We start from the raw sequence: 16663 nt of genomic DNA, 5'->3' as shown, positions 1-16663 counted from the left end.
TAACACAAACCAAACATGCTTCGTCCAGATTGAAGGGCTGTCACAAAAGGTTCCATCATATTTATTTGACTATATCGAATTGATATATGATAGTTCGATATATATCGGATTGATATAGTCGCTTTGGCACCTTCCCCCGCCGCGGCATACTCAGTCCCGGATGCGTAAATAAGGATACAGAACACAAGATGGACGTACGTACTTTATGTCTGGGTGCCCTGATGGGCGGCGAGGCAACAGGATATGAAATCCGCAAGATGTTTGAAGATGGCACGTTCAGCCATTTTCAAATCGCGTCCCTTGGTTCGATCTATCCGGCCCTGACCAAACTGACTCAGGACGGTCTGGTGACATTTGTTGAACATGAACAGGAAAACAGACCGGACAAGAAGATCTATCAGCTGACATCCGAAGGACGTCGCACATTCCTGCGCACGTTGTTGCAGACCAGACCGGCCGAGGATCGTTATCGTTCCGACATTTTGTTCATGCTGACATTTGCCGAAGAAATGCCGATTGAGCTGACCGAGGCGCTGATTGATGAATTTGCCGCCCGTCATGAATTGATGAGCCAACAGATTGATCCGGAAAATACCGACAAACCGGCGCATCAAAAATCAAATGCCCGCGATGAAAACGGCGAACTCAGACCGGGATGCTGTTTCGTTGCCGGACTGGGGCAGGCCATGTGCAATGCGACGCTGAAGTTTATTCGCGAAAACAAGCAGGGCCTGCTTGATGAGTTAAAGGCGCGCAAGGCCAACAAGTCCTAGGACGCAACCGAACGCTGTGCGCAAGACGTGCCCAACAGAGCCACTGACGCATTCCGCTAGCGGAATATTTGAGGGAACAGAACAATGAATGCTTCACGCCTGATCGCCATTCTTTTGGTCGTTGGGACCGTTATATGGATCGGCAGCGCCTATTTGACGGGTGGTGATGAGACGACGGAACAGACCAGAGCCTCAGATGCGACCACTGAAAACAAGGCCGCCAAAACAACGGCGAGTGTGCGCACCATTACCAGCCACGCTGTGGATCACGTCGATCATTTGCGCATCACAGGCCGCACCGAGGCGGTCATTTCTGTTGAAATCAGCGCCGAGACCGAAGCACGCGTGATTGAAGTTGGCGCGATCAAGGGCCAGGCCGTTCAGAAAGGCGATCTGATCGTACGCCTTGATACCGGTGATCGTCAGGCCCGTGTTGCCAAGGCGCGCGCGCTGGTCGCACAGCGTGAACTTGAACATTCCGCCGCCGAAAGTCTGGCGCAAAAGAACTATCGGTCCAAAACCGGTGTGGCACAGGCCCTTGCCTTGCTTGAAGAAGCGCGCGCTGATCTGATGATTGCGCGCACCGAGCTTGGCAATACCGAAATTCGCGCCCCGTTTGACGGCATCGTCGAAGAACGCCCGGCCGAGATCGGTGACCTTTTGTCGATTGGGGATCGGGTCGCAACCCTGATGCAGGGTGACCCGATGCTGGTCATTGCCCATGTTCCCGAACATTCGATCAGCGCGATTGATCTTGGCCAACTGGCAAGCGTCACCCTGTTTGACGGCAGCACCCATGACGGGATTGTCCGTTATACAGCCCGCGCATCTGACAATGACACCCGCACCTTCCGGGTCGAGGTTGAAATTGATAATCCCGATCTGCGCATTCCTGATGGCATGACCGCCGAACTTGAAATTCCGGTCGGCATCAAACGGGCCCATCAGGTAAGGCCATCGGTCCTGACGCTCAATGACGAGGGAGAACTTGGCGTCCGCGCCATTGTCGATAGCAACAAGGTAGACTTCCTGCCTGTCGAATTGCAGGGCGGCAATCGTGACCGGATCTGGATCGGTGGTCTGCCCGACACGTTTGAACTGATCGTTGTCGGCCATGACTGGGTCAAGGAAGGGGCAACTGTTGAGGTTGTCCACCTTGAAACCGACAAGGATGGTCTTCCGATCATGCAGGATGACGAAGCACCCTCGACGGCGTCTGACGATACCGGCCCGACCCTTTCGGAAAACTCCGCGCAATAGCGCGTATCATGAGGAGATAAAAAATGTCCCTGATTGATCACGCGCTCAATCGATCGCGCACCGTCATTCTGGTTTTGATCCTGCTGCTTCTGGCTGGCTCGGTTGGCTATAACGCCATCCCCAAGGAAGCCGACCCGGATGTTCAAATTCCGGTTCTTTATGTCACCATGCATCATGACGGCGTATCACCGGAAGATGCCGAACGCCTTCTTTTGCGCCCGATGGAGCAGGAATTGCGATCCATCGAAGGTGTCAAGGAAATGAGCTCCCAGTCCTATCAGGACGGGGCATCGGTAACGCTTGAATTTTACTCCGACGTCGATATCGACGAAGCCCTTGCCGATGTGCGCGAACGCGTTGATATCGCCAAATCCGAATTGCCCGAAGACACCGACGACCCCGAAGTCCACGAGGTCAACCTGTCGCTGTTCCCGGTTCTGGTGGTAACCCTTTCGGGTGACGTGCCCGAACGTGCGCTTCTGCGCATGGCGCGCGATCTGAAAGACGCCATCGAAGGCCTGCCTGCGGTGCTTGAAGCCAAGCTTGCTGGCGATCGCGAAGAACTGGTCGAATTCATCATCGACCCGATGAAGATAGAGGCCTATCGCCTGAATGGCATCGACATCGTCAGTCTTGTGCGCAATTCCAATGCGCTGGTGGCGGCCGGTGCGATCGATACCGGTACGGGGCGCTTTAACATCAAGGTACCCGGCCTGTTTGAAAGCATAAATGACATTCTTGATATGCCGCTGATCGTTGATGGCGATTCCGTCATTCGGTTCCGCGACATCGGCGACGTGCGCCGGACCTTCAAGGACGCAAAAAGCTTTGCGCGCCTTAACGGCGAACCGGCCATCGCGATTGAAGTATCCAAACGTGTCGGCGAAAACATCATCGAAGTCATTGATGCGATCAAGGCGGTCACCGCCGAGGCACAGGAAGCATTCCCGCCGAACCTGACAATCAGCTATTCGCAGGACAAGTCATCTGACATCCGCACCATGCTGACCGATCTTCAGAACAGCGTGATCCTTGCGATCCTGCTGGTGATGGTGGTTGTCATCTGGGCGCTGGGTTGGCGGTCGGGTCTTCTGGTCGGGCTTGCCATTCCGGGCTCGTTCCTGACCGCGATCCTGATCCTTTGGGCGCTGGGCATGACGGTCAATATCGTCGTTCTGTTCAGTCTGATCCTGGCGGTCGGGATGCTGGTCGATGGCGCGATTGTTGTGACTGAATATGCCGACCGCAAAATGATCGATGGCCTGCATCGCAGCAAGGCCTATCCGCTGGCGGCAAAACGCATGGCGCTTCCGATTATTGCGTCAACCGCAACCACGCTTGCAGCCTTTCTGCCGCTGGCCTTCTGGCCGGATATCGTCGGCGAGTTCATGAAATTCCTGCCGATTACGGTTCTGTTCACGCTGACCGCATCGCTTGCCATGGCACTGATCTTTGTGCCGACCGTGGGCGCGTGGTTTGGCAAACCGGGCAGTGAAAGCAACGAAAGCCTTGAGGCCATCGCAGCCGATCATGGCGATGACATCCACAAGGTCAAAGGTGGCACCGGGCTTTATGTCCGTATCCTTAGCGGATCGCTTCGCTTCTATTGGCTGGTGATCCCGGCAGCATTTATCATCCTGATTTCGGTCTGGGTGGCGTTTGGCAAACTTGGCAAGGGTGTTGAATTCTTCCCGGCGGTTGAACCCGAAGTCGCCGTGGTTCAGGTCCGGGCACGCGGTAACCTGTCCTATTACGAACAGGATGCCCTGCTTAAAGAGGTCGAGGACCGCATTCTGGCCCTTGATGCCCGTCACGAAGGCGAACACTGGTTTGATACCGTATATGCCCGTTCCGGCGATGGTGCCGGTGGCAACGAGGCATCCGAGGACGTGATCGGCACTGTTCAGCTCGAATATGCCGATTGGCAAATGCGCCCGCCCGCAAGCGAGATTGAAAAACGTATCCTTGCCGATACGGCCGATCTTGCGGGTATTCACGTCGAAGTCCGCGCCGAAGAAGCCGGTCCGCCGCAAGGCAAGGATATCCAGATCCAGCTTCGCTCATACTATCCTGAGCTCCTTGATGAAACGGCGACCATTCTGGTCAACGGTCTTCAGGAAATGGGCGGCATGTACAATTTCGAAGATGGCAAGTCGCCCCCGGGCATTGACTGGGAATACACAGTCGACCGCGCCCAGGCTTTGAAATTCGGTGCTGATATCAACCAGATTGGCAATGTCGTCAAACTTGTGACCAACGGGATCAATTTCACGACCTATCGTCCCGATGACTCAACCGAGGAAATCGATATTGTCGGGCGTTACCCGGCCAAGTATCGCTCCCTCGACGAGCTCGAAAACCTGCAGATCGTGACCGACAAGGGTCTGGTGCCAATGTCGAACTTCATCACGCGCACGCCCAAACCCAAAACCGGCACGCTGACCCGTGTTGACAGCCGCCGCGCCCTGACCGTCAAGGCCGACGTGCAGGAAGGCGTTCTGGTCGACACCAAGCTTGGCGAGGTCAAGGCATGGATGCAGACCCTTGATATCGATCCGCGTATATCGGTCGAATTCAAGGGGCAGGATGAAGAACAGCAGAAATCGGCAGACTTCCTGATGAACGCCTTTACGGTGGCCCTTTTCATCATGTTCATCATTCTGGTCACCCAGTTCAACAGCATCTCGAGCTCGCTTCTGATCATGATCGCCATCATCATGTCGACGGCAGGTGTGTTCCTTGGTCTCATGATCACCGGGCAGGCTTTCTCGATCGTCATGAACGGCATCGGTGTTGTCGCGCTGGCCGGGATTGTTGTGAACAACAACATCGTGTTGATCGATACCTTTGACCGGCTCAAACACACCGCCAGCAGCATCGAGGCCGCCATCCTGCAAACCGGTGCGCAGCGTCTGCGTCCTGTGATGCTGACCACGGTGACGACCATTCTTGGTCTGGTGCCGATGGTCATGCAGATCAATATCGACTTCACGTCGCGTGAGGTCACGGTCGGGGCACCATCCACCCAGTGGTGGGTACAGCTTTCAACCTCGATCGCGTTTGGTTTGGCCTTTGCAACGGCCTTGACCCTGATCTTTACGCCTTGTGCGCTGATGATGCGCCACAAGATTGCCAACCGTCTGCGCAAGACATCAGTTGGCAATCGACTGAAATCGCTTGTCTCCTCGCGGTTCGGACGTAACAGGACAAAGCCGTCAGGCCCGACTGCATAATCGATCCCTTTAACCCAATAGCCGCGCGACTTTTCCCCCGACCCCGCCGTGCGGTTATACCGGCCCCCTCCCCGGGGGCCGGTTACTTTTTTCTTCAAGCCGGCAATCAAAACCGTGTGGTTTAATTGCGATGTAACCTTTTGCATTCAAACATCTTAATCATTTAATTTTTCGCCTCTTTCTAAGTCTGCGAAGGCCGGAATACACACTTTCCTAATGTTTCCGGGCGTATTTTTAGAATGGTTATCGAGAACTGTTTTCTGGCGGAAACAAAGGATCTGTATGGTATGGGCTGTTTGGCATAAAGCGCGATCACAGGTATTTGGACTTGTCTGTGCGCTAGGCGCGCTTGCCCCCCATGGTGTGGCGGCTGAAAACGCCATGCCCGACCAATCCCTTATCTGGGCGGTCCCGTCCTTTGCGCCGGCATTCATCAAGGATTACGGCGAACTCAGCGGCTATGCCGCCGATACCCAGAACTGGTTCGCAGCCAGGCTTTCACAGTATCAGCACCGCATTATGCATGTGCCCTTGGCCCGGCTTCTGGCGGAAATGAAAAGTGGCGATGGTGAATTACGCTGCTCAACCACGCTGATCCCGACGCCGGAACGGCGCACCTATATTACGTTTGCCAAAACCATTCTGCTGCATTTGCCGATCTCGATCGTTATCCGCGCCGAGGATGAGGCCCGTTTTGCGCCCTATCTGAACGACGAAGGCCACATCAGGATCGAGGACCTCCTCAAAGACGAGGAACTTGCAACCGCGGTTCGAATTGGGCGCGCTTACGGGACGCTGGTTGACGGACAGTTGAACCGGTATCGCAATACAGACCGCATCATGGAGGTCGCCGAAGATACCAAGTTCGTGCGGATGCTTGATCTCAAACGGATTGACTGGACACTCTATTTCCCGTCCGAGGCGGAATTTTACCGTCGGTCCCAGACGCCCGACCTTTTGATAAAGGCCCTGCCGATTGCCGGAAACACTACCTTGCTTGAGGCCACTATTGGCTGTGCAAAAACACCAGCTGGCAAAAAGGCCATTGAAGCCATCAATGCCATTGTCGATGCACATCCGACCATGCCCTGGACCGACTATTATGCCGACTGGCTTGGTGCGAGTGACCGGGAATGGTTCTATGCCGCACGCGATCAATATATCCATGCAGAGCATTTCGAAACCCGTCTGGAATACCGCCCGTCATCGGCGCAATAACAAAGAAGCCGGCAACGATGCCGGCTTTTGTTTTGATCTTGTGATCAGTTCTGATGGACGCGGTTCAATCCTTCGTCGGGATCATCATCGGGTTCGCCATCATCATCTTCTTCGTCCGCTTTATCCTGTTCCTGCTGGTTCTCGACGCCCATACGGCGATAGGAACGATAGGACAGCGGGAAGGTAATGAAATAGACCCCGGCAATCACCGAAAGTGTTAGCCACGGCGAGGACACCAGAAACGCCACCGACGCCCCGAAGGCCAACATCAATGGCAGTACCCAGGCACGCGGCACCTTGACCTTCTTGAAGCTGAATGTCGGCAGGCGCGACACCATAAGACCAGCGATGATCACGCCATAGGGGGCTACGATATACGGGCTGTCAAAGATGCCTTCGCCAAACTGGAAGGTCAGGACAATCGGCCACATCGCAAGCGCGGCCGCCGCCGGGGCCGGAACCCCGGTAAAGAACCGATAGGCCCATGTCGGCAATTCCGGTTCGCCCAGCATCTGGGTGTTAAAGCGCGCCAGACGCAGCATCATGCAAACGGCAAACAGCAGCGACAACGCCCAGCCAATGCCGCCAAATTCATGCAGCGACCAGAAATACAGCATCATCGCCGGTGCGACGCCAAAGCAGACAAAGTCCGACAGGCTGTCGAGTTCACCGCCAAACCGGCTGGATGCGTTCAGCATGCGGGCAAGACGGCCATCAAGACCGTCAATGATCCCGGCAATCAGAATGGCGGCAACGGCGGCCTCCCAGCGATCCTGCATCGCAAAGCGGATCGAAGTCAGACCTGCACACATGCCCATTATCGTTGCCACATTGGGCACCAGCCGTGTCAGCGACAGCGCCTTGAAGCGACGGGGACGACGAATGGGATCGATGCCGCCTGCCATTAGCGGATCTCCCCGACCGCGGCTTCCTTGCCCTTGGCCGAAACATCGGCAAGAACAGTTTCACCGGCAATCGTGGTTTGACCGACAATCACGTTGGGTGACACGCCTTCGGGCAGGTAAACATCCACGCGCGAGCCAAAGCGGATCAGACCGAAACGTTCACCGGCCTTAAGCTGCGAACCGGTGCCGACATCACACAGGATACGACGCGCAACCAGACCAGCGATCTGGACAACGCCAAACTCGCGGCCTTCCTTGTCACGCACCAGCAGGATCTGGCGTTCGTTGTTTTCCGATGCCTTGTCGAGCTCGGCATTGACGAACTTGCCGGGCACATAGGCCTCGCCAACGATCTCGCCATTGACCGGGCAGCGGTTCACATGAACATTGAAAACATTCATGAAGATCGAAACACGCGTGCGCGGGGTTTTGTCGTCAAGCTCAAGTTCCTTGGGCAGCGGCGCCTGCGAAATCATGCAAACACGGCCATCTGCCGGGGAAATCACCAGATTTTCATCGGTCGGGGTAATGCGATCCGGGTCGCGGAAGAAGTACGCGCACCAAAGTGTCAGGATCACCCCGATCCAGCCCAGCGGTTCCGCAATCAGGAACAAGCCCACAGTGATCGCCGCAAAGATCGCAACGAATTTCCAGCCTTCGGGATTGATCGGCACAAGAACGGATTTCAAAGTCTTAATTCCCTGGTTGCCATGGTTGGGCGTATCAATTTGGTACGCATGGTACCGTGCGGGCGCTTTCCTACCATCTAGTGATGACAATGGGCAACGCAACCCGCGTTCAACTGTTTGGCCCCAAACTTAAAAGGGGCAAAACACACTTACCATGTGCTTTGCCCCTCGCAAAGAAAAGTGATGCTTATTGCTGATTTTCTTCGTTCGGCAGTGCGAAAATCTGCCCCGGATAAATCAGATCAGGATCGCGGATCTGGTTGCGGTTCTGATGGTAAATCACCCAGTATTTCAGGCCTTCGCCATAAGTACTGCGCGCAATCCGCCACAGGCTGTTGCCCGGCTGAACGACATAGCGTGAACCCGGCTCAAGAATTTGGTCTGGCCGTGCACGTTCAAACGGAATTTCAACGCGTGCGGTCACCTTGCCGGAACTGTCAAGCTGATCGGCGCGCAGCGTGTAGTTGCCCGGCTCAATCGGCTGCCCGATGGTCAGTGCCCAGTTGCCGTTTTCATCGGCCGGCGCAGTGCCAACATGGTTGTTATCAAGGTAAACCCGAACTGTGTGATTAAGGTCGGCCTTGCCCGACATTGCAACGCGGCCCTCGGTATCGTAGTCGACAACATCAATCGACAGACGCGGAAGCGTCGCGTCTTGCGTATCAGAACCTTCTTCCTGTTTCGCTGCGGCCTCGGGTGCCGGTCCCTGCATTACGGTAACGGCACCGTCACCATCAGATGGCACCTTAAGCGCGATCACAGGCTGCTTTTCGCTTTCCGGTTCGCTGTCGGTCGCCTCTGTGGTCTCGCTGGTTTCACCGCTTTGTTCACTGGTGGCTGCCGGTGCCTTTTCCTCTGGAATCAGGACAACAACCTTGTCATCTGCCTTGGAAACATTCCCGGTGGCGTCTTCGGCTTCAAGCGACAATTCCCGATCGCCACTGGCCAACGGTTTGTTTGGCAATACGACCCATTCACCGCGTTCGTCGGCCGTGGCTTCGCCAATCACTTCTTCACCCTCGCGGATGCGAACCGTGCTGTTGGGTTCGGCGCGGCCTGCAATGACGGCATTTCCGTCCGGGCCGATGCGCACGACATCAAAGCTTGGATTGGTGATCGCAGGTGCGTCAGTGGCCGGTTCAGACGCCGGTTCGTTTGGCGTCGTCTCGGTGGTAACCGCAGGCGCCTGTGTTACTGCCGGTGCGGTTTCTTCATCCGCACTCTTGGTCAGCATGTAATTCAGCGCAATCGCTGCAATGATCAGTACAACGCCGACAATGACGAGGATATAGGGTCGCTTCACCGGAAATATCCTTGAACGATGTTTATGTTTATAACTCTTATGCTCAAGACACTGAAATTGCTTGCCATATTCCCCTCAAACAACCCGTGCGAGCACGTTAATTAGAAACTTGTACTACTTTGTACGTGCAGTTTCCATAACGTAACCTACAAACGATACATCGCAACCGTTAGGCAAAGATGAAGAGAGCAAGACCGCTCAAAGCAAACACCCTTGAGCTCAAAGGCTTCGGGCCGCCATCTCCGCCCCGACATAGGCCACAAGGGCGGCCATGATCAGTGGCAAGGCCAGAACACCCACCCGGATCATCATACCCAAAAGTGCCGCCTGTGCCGGGTTATCGGTGGGCAGATGCGTCGCCAGCCTGACCGAGGACTGACGTGCGGAGACCACCAGAAGCAACACCGCAAAGGCAAGGCAGGATGCTGGCACCATGATCATCGCACTTGCAGCCCCCGACATCAGCGCACCAACAACGCCAAGCCACACCGCCACCCGGTATTGCGGGGCCGCCTTTTCAGAAATCAGCGCGACAAACAGTGCCACCGTCAAGGCCGCCTGAAACACAACATGATCGGCAAGGCCAAACAGATGAACGATGATCCCCTGCCCAAGGGCCAGGGTCATTAAAACCGCAATCGGGCCGGGTTTCGCAATTGTTTCCACGTCGCTTTTGGCATCCGTCGTCGACTTGCCGGATTTTGATTTGGTGCTTTTGGCTTTCCTGCCCTTGGCAGGTTTTGCCCCGTCATCGTCGTCCTCGGTGAAATCCGGGCGCGTCACCCACAGGAAACAGCCGCCGACAATCAGAAACGCCAGCCATGCAAAAATCTGGATCGCACCGGGATGGTATGAAAGCCCCCGAATTGGTGCTGCCAACACCAACCAGCCCCCCAAAAGCAGGGTCAGCCCGGCAACGCCCAGCGATATGCGTTCCGACAGTCGCGAAATATCCATGATCGCGCCACAGACACCGCCAAGCACCAACATCAAAAGTGCTGCGCCCACACCACCGCGCGCGGTTTCAGGCAGTCCGATGGCTGCTGGCACGGCCACGGCAACCGCCGGAATGATCGCGCCCAGAACAAGGCGGCGCGCGATGGAACGTTCCAACCCCAGCCACAAGGCCAGCATCAGAACGGCGGCGATAATGCCCGATATCACAATGGCGAGAATGAATGGACTATCGACAAACACGTTGGGCGGTCCTGCCTTCTTCTTATGAATATGCTTAGCGCAGTTTCCTGCTGTGAGAATTACCCATCCCACAATCAGGTTCAGAACTTGTTAACCCTGCGACAAAAAGCGCGCGATTTGCGGCCTTCGGCGGCTTGGCCGTCAATGCCATAGCCAATTGGCAAGATTACGGCCAAAGGCGAACAAATCAGGGCACGATCGATAAAATTCAGATGCTGCTATGCGGAAATTACTGCCACAGATGCGATCGGATCGGTTAAGGTCCCCTTCCGTACGGGGTTTCGTTCAGAAATGCGTGGCCCCGCTACCTGCGAAACAAGAAACACAAGGCAGGTCGCCATGACAAAAGTAAAATCAATCTGTGTCTTTTGCGGTGCTTCGGATGGCAAGAATCCGCAACACATGGAAAATGCCATCGCCTTTGGCAAAATGATGGCCGAACGCGGCATCACGCTGATTTATGGCGGCGGCCGGATCGGACTGATGGGGGCCGTGGCAGATGGCGTTATGCAAAATGGCGGATCGGTCGTGGGCATCATCCCGGCCCATCTTGACGATATCGAAGTTGGCCATACCGGTCTTTCAGAACTGATCGTTTGCAAATCCATGCATGAACGCAAGGTCGAGATGTTCCGTCGCTCGGACGCGTTTGTCACCCTTGCGGGCGGGCTTGGCAGCCTCGATGAGGCGTTCGAAGCCATGACACTTCGCCAGCTCGGCATTCATGACAAGCCGATGGTGTTCCTTAATGCGCTTGGTTATTGGGACAAGTGCTTTGACATGATTGACGCCATCATAGACGAAGGCTTTGCCCGTCCCAGCCACAAGAACCTCTATACCGTGGCCAACACACTCGATGAAATCTTTGAACAGCTTGCCGCCGAACCGGCCCCGCGCTTTGACCCGCGCGAAAAGCTTTTCTGATCTCGGCAAAATAGCCTGACCAAAGCCCGGCCAGCCTCACCTGACCGGGCTTTTTTGTGGTAACTACGCCACTGGAAGAACCGATACTTCAGTTCGAATGCATATTAACGGGAAAGCTCGCAGGTTGGTTGATCGGCAATCTTTGCCATGCGCTGATCAAATTCATCAGCCAGATCGGCCAATGTGACAGAGGCAAATTTTTCGATCAGCAGTTTTTCAGCAGCCTCGAACGCACTGCCAAGTGCCGAATTAACCGCCTGTTCAACAAGGCATTCCGGATGATCGACGGCAACTCCAACGGCAAAGAAAGCGGGATTGCCAATGGCGCGATGTATATCGAGCATTGTGATTTCCGATAAGGGCCTGGTCAAAACCCAGCCACCACCGTGACCTTTTTCCGAATGCACATACCCATCATCGCGAAGCCCCGCCATGGTTCGTCGCACCACCACCGGATTTGTCCCAAGCATCTGCGCGATTTGATCAGACGTCGCAGCACCGTCTATCCGGTCCATATGAATAAGAACATGCAGCATGCGCGAAAGTCGGCTGTCACGGCGCATTGCGAACTCCTGATGCGGGTTTGATTTCCAGCAATTCGTAGCACTTGGCACATCTCGCAACAACAAAAGTTTCGAATTCCTTTGACTCGCTCACATCACGATACTTATAAAGTTACATGAAACACATCCATATGTTTGACGAGGAAATGCAATGTCACCAAATGTCCCTTCTGCTGCCCAATCAACCACGGCAGGCAAGAAACAATATGACGTCGCCGTTATCGGGGCCGGGTTCGCCGGGCTTTCGGCAGCTATGCAGCTTGCGCGCGCCCGGTGCGATATATGTGTGATTGATGCCGGAGAGCCCCGTAACCGTTTTGCGACCACCGCCCACGGAGTTCTGGGTCATGACGGCAAAACCCCGGCCGAAATTCGCACTACCGCCATTGATCAGCTTTGTCGCTATGAAACTGTTGATTTTCGTCGCGGGTTGGTCACCGACGCCATGGCCTGCACGCTTCGCGATGCATCCGATCCGCTGTTTGGACTGAAACTTGCAGATGGTGGGGCCCTTGAAGCCCGGCGTATCATTCTGGCCTCCGGCGTACGCGATAACCTGCCCGATATTCCCGGCCTTGCCGAACGCTGGGGCAAAACGGTTTTGCATTGCCCATATTGCCATGGCTATGAAGTGCGTGATAGCCAGATCGGTGTCATCGCGACCATGCCAGCATCAAGCCATCAAGCAATGATGCTGCCTGACTGGGGACCGACCACCTATTTCAGCCAGTCTGAACATATGCCCGATGACGACATGGTACTGGCCATGCGTGATCGTGGCATCACCATCGAACATTCGCCAATTGTCGAAATTCTGGGCAAGGCACCGGTCATTGATGGTGTTCGGTTGGCGGACGGGCGCACTTTGCATATTCAAACCATTTTCGCCGGCCCAACCGTTTCCATGCCAAACCCGGTTGCCGAGATGCTGGGGTGCCGATTTGATGAAGGACCACAGGGTCCGTTCATTGCTGTTGATCCCAGTCAGGAAACCAGTGTGCCGGGGGTATTTGCCGCCGGTGATGCCGCAACTGCACGTCACAATGCAACGTTGGCGTCGGCCGCCGGTGTCATGGCCGGGTTTGGCGCGCACCAATCGCTAGTGTTTCGATAAGATCGTAAACTAGGGACAAACTTCAATCATATCCGAACAGGCACCGCCACGCATACCGCGCGGCGGTGTTTTTGTTACACGCCCGTGCAAAATGGATGATCCGGGGACGGTGTTCATTTGATCATCGCCCTAAAACCCCATAATTTCCGCGCGGTTCGTAACCGTCTGAATATTCATATGAATGTCATGCTTCTGAAATCTTAGTGACAACGAAGCCGCGTATGATCGCTTCAATGTTCAAAACAACAAATTGAACGATCAAATGAATATTTCTACGCGACAGCGCGACATCATCGACATCCTGCGCCGTGACAGCTTTGTCTCGATTGACAAGCTGGCCGAACATTTTGACGTTACCCCGCAAACCGTGCGGCGCGACGTCAATATGCTCAGCGACGCCAATCTGGTGCGCCGTCGCCATGGCGGGGTTGAATATGCCGGCGAACCGGGGATGAACCTGTCCTATGACAGTCGTCAGGTCACCAATATCGCCGCCAAGCATGCCATATCGCTGCATGTCGCAAGCCTGATCCCCGACGGGGCGTCGATCCTGATCGGGATTGGCAGCACGCTTGAACTGGTTGCGCTTAATCTGGTCGATCATCGCCATCTGACCGTGATTACCAACAACATGAATGCCGCCATGGCGCTGGGCAACAACACCAGCAACCGGATTGTCATTCCGGGTGGCACGCTGCGCCTGCCCGATCGCGACGTCATCAGTCCCGAAGCGGAGGCCATGTTTAACAAATACAAGGTCGATTACGGCCTGTTTGGCGTCGGCGGTGTTGAGCCCGACGGGACGCTCACCGATTTCGACCATCGCGAAGTATCGCTTCGTCAGGCGATTGCCGCCAATTGCCGCAATTCCATCCTTGTTGCCGATCAATCCAAATTCGGCCGCCCGGCCCCGGCCAAGGGCGGGCACCTGACCGACCCTGACCTGATCGTGGTTGATGGTGTGCCCGGCGGCGTTTTCGATCCGTTGTTTGACCGTCAGGACGTTCGCGCGCGTCTGCAAATTGCCAAAAGCGAAAGTTACGAATGACCAACCAGCCCCCCTTTATTCGCATCAATTCTGTGTCGCGCGTGTTTAACGGCGGCAATGGCGTGCATGACCTGTCACTCGACATTCCGCGCGGAAGCTTCGTCGTTCTGCTGGGGCCATCGGGCTGTGGCAAATCAACGACCCTGCGTCTGATTGCAGGGCTTGAGACCGCTGATCAGGGGTCGATTGAGATTGATGGCAAGGACGTCACAAGTGCGCCGCCTTCCAAGCGCGGCCTGTCGATGGTGTTTCAGTCCTATGCCCTGTTCCCGCATCTGAGTGTTGCCGAAAACATCATCTTTGGCCTCAAGGTCCGCAAAACCCAAAAGGACGAAATCAAGACCCGCCTTGAAGATGCCCTGCGTGTGACCGGCCTTGAGGGGTATGAAGACCGCAAACCCGCCCAGCTTTCCGGTGGGCAGCGACAGCGCGTTGCACTGGCCCGCGCAATCGTTGCCGGCCATCCGCTGTGCCTGATGGATGAACCGCTTTCAAACCTTGATGCCAAACTGCGCCATGCCGTGCGCAAGGATATCCGCGACCTGCAACAGCGTCTTGGCATCACGGTTGTTTATGTCACCCACGATCAGACCGAAGCCATGAGCATGGCCGATATCGTCATTCTGATGAAAGACGGCCGGATCGAGCAGGTTGGCAACCCCGCCGACCTTTACCTGAAACCCGCCACCGCCTTTGCCGCCGGATTTGTCGGAAGCCCGCCGATGACCCTGATCCCGGCCAATGCCCTGCCAGCCTCTGTCATACCGGATGGCATTGATGCCAACAATCTGACCTTTGGCATCCGCCCCGAAGATCTGATCCTGTCGACCGGGCAGAACGATCATCCATGGGGCATCCCGGCGACGGTGACCGGCAGCGAGTTTTTGGGGGCCGAGACATTTGTATTTGTCGCGATCCCGGGAACGGATGGGGCCACCGCCCGCCTGCCCGGTCGCGTTGAAATTTCGCCCGGGACAGAAGTCTCGCTCAGTTGGGCTGGCGCTGCGGCCCACTGGTTTGACGGCGAACGCGGTCATCGTCTGACACCGACGGTACCGGGCACATCAGCGCAAGATACCAAGATCACCTCTCAACCTGACACTGCAACTTCGACACTTTAACAGGGAACTTTTGTTCATGCGTAACATCGTAACCAGTGCTGCATTCGCAGCCGGACTGATGGCAACGGCGGCAAGCCCGGCCTTTGCTGCCACTGAACTGACCATGTATTATCCCGTCGCTGTTGGCGGCCCGCTGACCAGCGTGATTGACGGCATGATCGAAGGATTTGAGTCCGAAAATCCGGATGTCAAAGTCAACGCCATCTATGCTGGCAACTATGACGACACCCGCCTGCGCGCGGTTTCGGCAATCAAAAGCGGCGATCCGGCACAGCTTTCAGTGATGTTTTCGATCGACGTTTACGACCTGATCGAACAGGACCTGATTGTTCCGTTTGATGATGTTGTCAAAACCGCCGAAGACAAGGAATGGCTGAAGTCATTCTATCCGGCACTGATGGCCAATGGTGAAGTCGATGGCAAAACCTGGGGCATCCCGTTCCAGCGTTCGACCATTGTCATGTACTACAACAAGGACATGTTCCGCGAAGCCGGTCTTGATCCGGAAATGCCGCCCCAGACCTGGGAAGAACTGGTAACGACAGGCAAGGCACTTTCGAAAGACGGCAAATGGGGCCTGATGGTGCCTTCTACCGGTTATCCGTACTGGATGTTCCAGTGCTTTGCCATCCAGAATGGCAAGGAACTGATGAGTGCTGATGGCACCGAGACCTATTTCAACGATCCGGCCGTTGTCGAAGCACTTGAATTCTGGCGCGGCCTTGCGACCGAAGAGAAAATCATGCCGGAAGGCACCATTGAATGGGGAACCCTGCGTCAGGCCTTCGTTCAGGGCCAGACCGCAATGATGTGGCATTCGACCGGCAACCTGTCAGCAGTCAAACGCGAAGCACAGTTTGATTTCGGTGTTGCCATGCTGCCGAAACATAAAAAGCCGGGTTCGCCCACGGGCGGTGGCAACTTCTATTTGTTCAAGGATTCAACGGATGAGCAGAAAGAAGCATCGCTGGCCCTGATCAAATACATGACCGCACCGGAACGTGCCGCAGAATGGTCGATTGCCACCGGTTATGTTGGTGTCACTCCGGATGCGTACGAAACCGACGCGCTTAAGGCCTATGTTGCGGACTTCCCGCCGGCACTGGTCGCGCGTGATCAGCTGGAAGTTTCGGTTGCCGAGTTTTCCACCTACGACACCGCGCGCGTTCGCGAAGGTCTGAACAACGCCATTCAGGCGGCCCTGACCGGTGAAAAGACCCCGGAAGAAGCCCTTGGCGATGCTCAGTCCGAAGCAGAACGTCTTCTGCGGGCCTTCCACTAAGAGCGCCCGATCTGCACGCCGAAGCGGGATATT

14 protein-coding genes are annotated in these 16663 nt (G+C 55.6%); 9 read left to right on the top strand and 5 right to left on the bottom strand.

Annotation, left to right across the window (positions count from 1 at the left end):
• Nucleotides 1–188 precede the first annotated feature (188 nt).
• From AUQ41_RS08065 to AUQ41_RS08050, 4 genes are all read left to right on the top strand, one after another.
• Complete coding sequence (locus AUQ41_RS08065; RefSeq protein ID WP_063087656.1) at nucleotides 189–773, top strand: PadR family transcriptional regulator; 585 nt, start codon at nucleotides 189–191, stop codon at nucleotides 771–773.
• Nucleotides 774–857: 84 nt separating this feature from the next.
• A complete protein-coding gene (locus tag AUQ41_RS08060; protein ID WP_063087653.1) occupies nucleotides 858–2033 on the top strand; it encodes an efflux RND transporter periplasmic adaptor subunit in 1176 nt (391 codons plus the stop codon).
• Between the two features lie 23 nt (nucleotides 2034–2056).
• Entirely contained in the window at nucleotides 2057–5266 is a 3210-nt protein-coding gene (locus AUQ41_RS08055; RefSeq protein ID WP_063087651.1) for an efflux RND transporter permease subunit, read from the top strand.
• Nucleotides 5267–5548: 282 nt separating this feature from the next.
• A complete protein-coding gene (locus AUQ41_RS08050; RefSeq protein ID WP_063087649.1) occupies nucleotides 5549–6484 on the top strand; it encodes a transporter substrate-binding domain-containing protein in 936 nt (311 codons plus the stop codon).
• A gap of 44 nt (nucleotides 6485–6528) precedes the next feature.
• Here the strand turns inward: AUQ41_RS08050 and pssA are convergent, their stop codons facing one another.
• From pssA to AUQ41_RS08030, 4 genes are all read right to left on the bottom strand, one after another.
• Complete coding sequence (gene pssA, locus AUQ41_RS08045; RefSeq protein WP_063087647.1) at nucleotides 6529–7389, bottom strand: CDP-diacylglycerol--serine O-phosphatidyltransferase; 861 nt, start codon at nucleotides 7387–7389, stop codon at nucleotides 6529–6531.
• The gene (locus AUQ41_RS08040; protein WP_083952836.1) at nucleotides 7389–8117 is read right to left on the bottom strand and encodes a phosphatidylserine decarboxylase; all 729 of its coding nucleotides are present in this window, start codon (nucleotides 8115–8117) and stop codon (nucleotides 7389–7391) included. The genes pssA and AUQ41_RS08040 overlap by 1 nt, the downstream gene beginning before the upstream one ends.
• Nucleotides 8118–8265: 148 nt before the next feature.
• The gene (locus AUQ41_RS08035) at nucleotides 8266–9381 is read right to left on the bottom strand and encodes an Ig-like domain-containing protein (protein ID WP_063087644.1); all 1116 of its coding nucleotides are present in this window, start codon (nucleotides 9379–9381) and stop codon (nucleotides 8266–8268) included.
• 219 nt (nucleotides 9382–9600) lie between these two features.
• On the bottom strand, nucleotides 9601–10578 hold the full coding sequence (locus AUQ41_RS08030) for a hypothetical protein (protein ID WP_063087642.1): 978 nt from the start codon (nucleotides 10576–10578) through the stop codon (nucleotides 9601–9603).
• Between the two features lie 339 nt (nucleotides 10579–10917).
• Here AUQ41_RS08030 and AUQ41_RS08025 point away from each other — a divergent pair, with 339 nt between their 5' ends.
• Nucleotides 10918–11502 (top strand): TIGR00730 family Rossman fold protein, encoded by a 585-nt coding sequence (locus AUQ41_RS08025; protein WP_008890311.1) that lies wholly within the window; start codon nucleotides 10918–10920, stop codon nucleotides 11500–11502.
• A 104-nt stretch (nucleotides 11503–11606) separates the two neighbouring features.
• Here AUQ41_RS08025 and AUQ41_RS08020 read toward each other — a convergent pair whose 3' ends face one another.
• On the bottom strand, nucleotides 11607–12065 hold the full coding sequence (locus tag AUQ41_RS08020; protein ID WP_063087640.1) for an Rrf2 family transcriptional regulator: 459 nt from the start codon (nucleotides 12063–12065) through the stop codon (nucleotides 11607–11609).
• A gap of 151 nt (nucleotides 12066–12216) precedes the next feature.
• Here AUQ41_RS08020 and AUQ41_RS08015 point away from each other — a divergent pair, with 151 nt between their 5' ends.
• The 4 genes from AUQ41_RS08015 to AUQ41_RS08000 all read left to right on the top strand — a co-directional run bounded on the left by AUQ41_RS08015 (nucleotide 12217) and on the right by AUQ41_RS08000 (nucleotide 16630).
• Nucleotides 12217–13179: an NAD(P)/FAD-dependent oxidoreductase gene (locus AUQ41_RS08015; protein WP_063087638.1), complete on the top strand. Its 963-nt coding sequence runs from the start codon at nucleotides 12217–12219 to the stop codon at nucleotides 13177–13179.
• Between the two features lie 262 nt (nucleotides 13180–13441).
• On the top strand, nucleotides 13442–14227 hold the full coding sequence (locus AUQ41_RS08010) for a DeoR/GlpR family DNA-binding transcription regulator (RefSeq protein WP_063087636.1): 786 nt from the start codon (nucleotides 13442–13444) through the stop codon (nucleotides 14225–14227).
• Nucleotides 14224–15348, top strand: coding sequence for an ABC transporter ATP-binding protein (locus AUQ41_RS08005; RefSeq protein WP_063087634.1), 1125 nt, complete (start codon nucleotides 14224–14226; stop codon nucleotides 15346–15348). Before AUQ41_RS08010 ends, AUQ41_RS08005 begins: the two co-directional genes overlap by 4 nt.
• Nucleotides 15349–15364: 16 nt before the next feature.
• Nucleotides 15365–16630, top strand: a complete 1266-nt coding sequence (locus AUQ41_RS08000; RefSeq protein WP_063087632.1) for an ABC transporter substrate-binding protein — start codon at nucleotides 15365–15367, stop codon at nucleotides 16628–16630.
• Nucleotides 16631–16663: the final 33 nt, after the last annotated feature.

It is taken from the genome of Thalassospira sp. MCCC 1A02898, from assembly GCF_001618185.1.
Classification (GTDB): domain Bacteria; phylum Pseudomonadota; class Alphaproteobacteria; order Rhodospirillales; family Thalassospiraceae; genus Thalassospira; species Thalassospira tepidiphila.
Note: the sequence above shows the minus strand (reverse complement) of the source record. Positions and strands in the feature narration are given on the sequence as shown.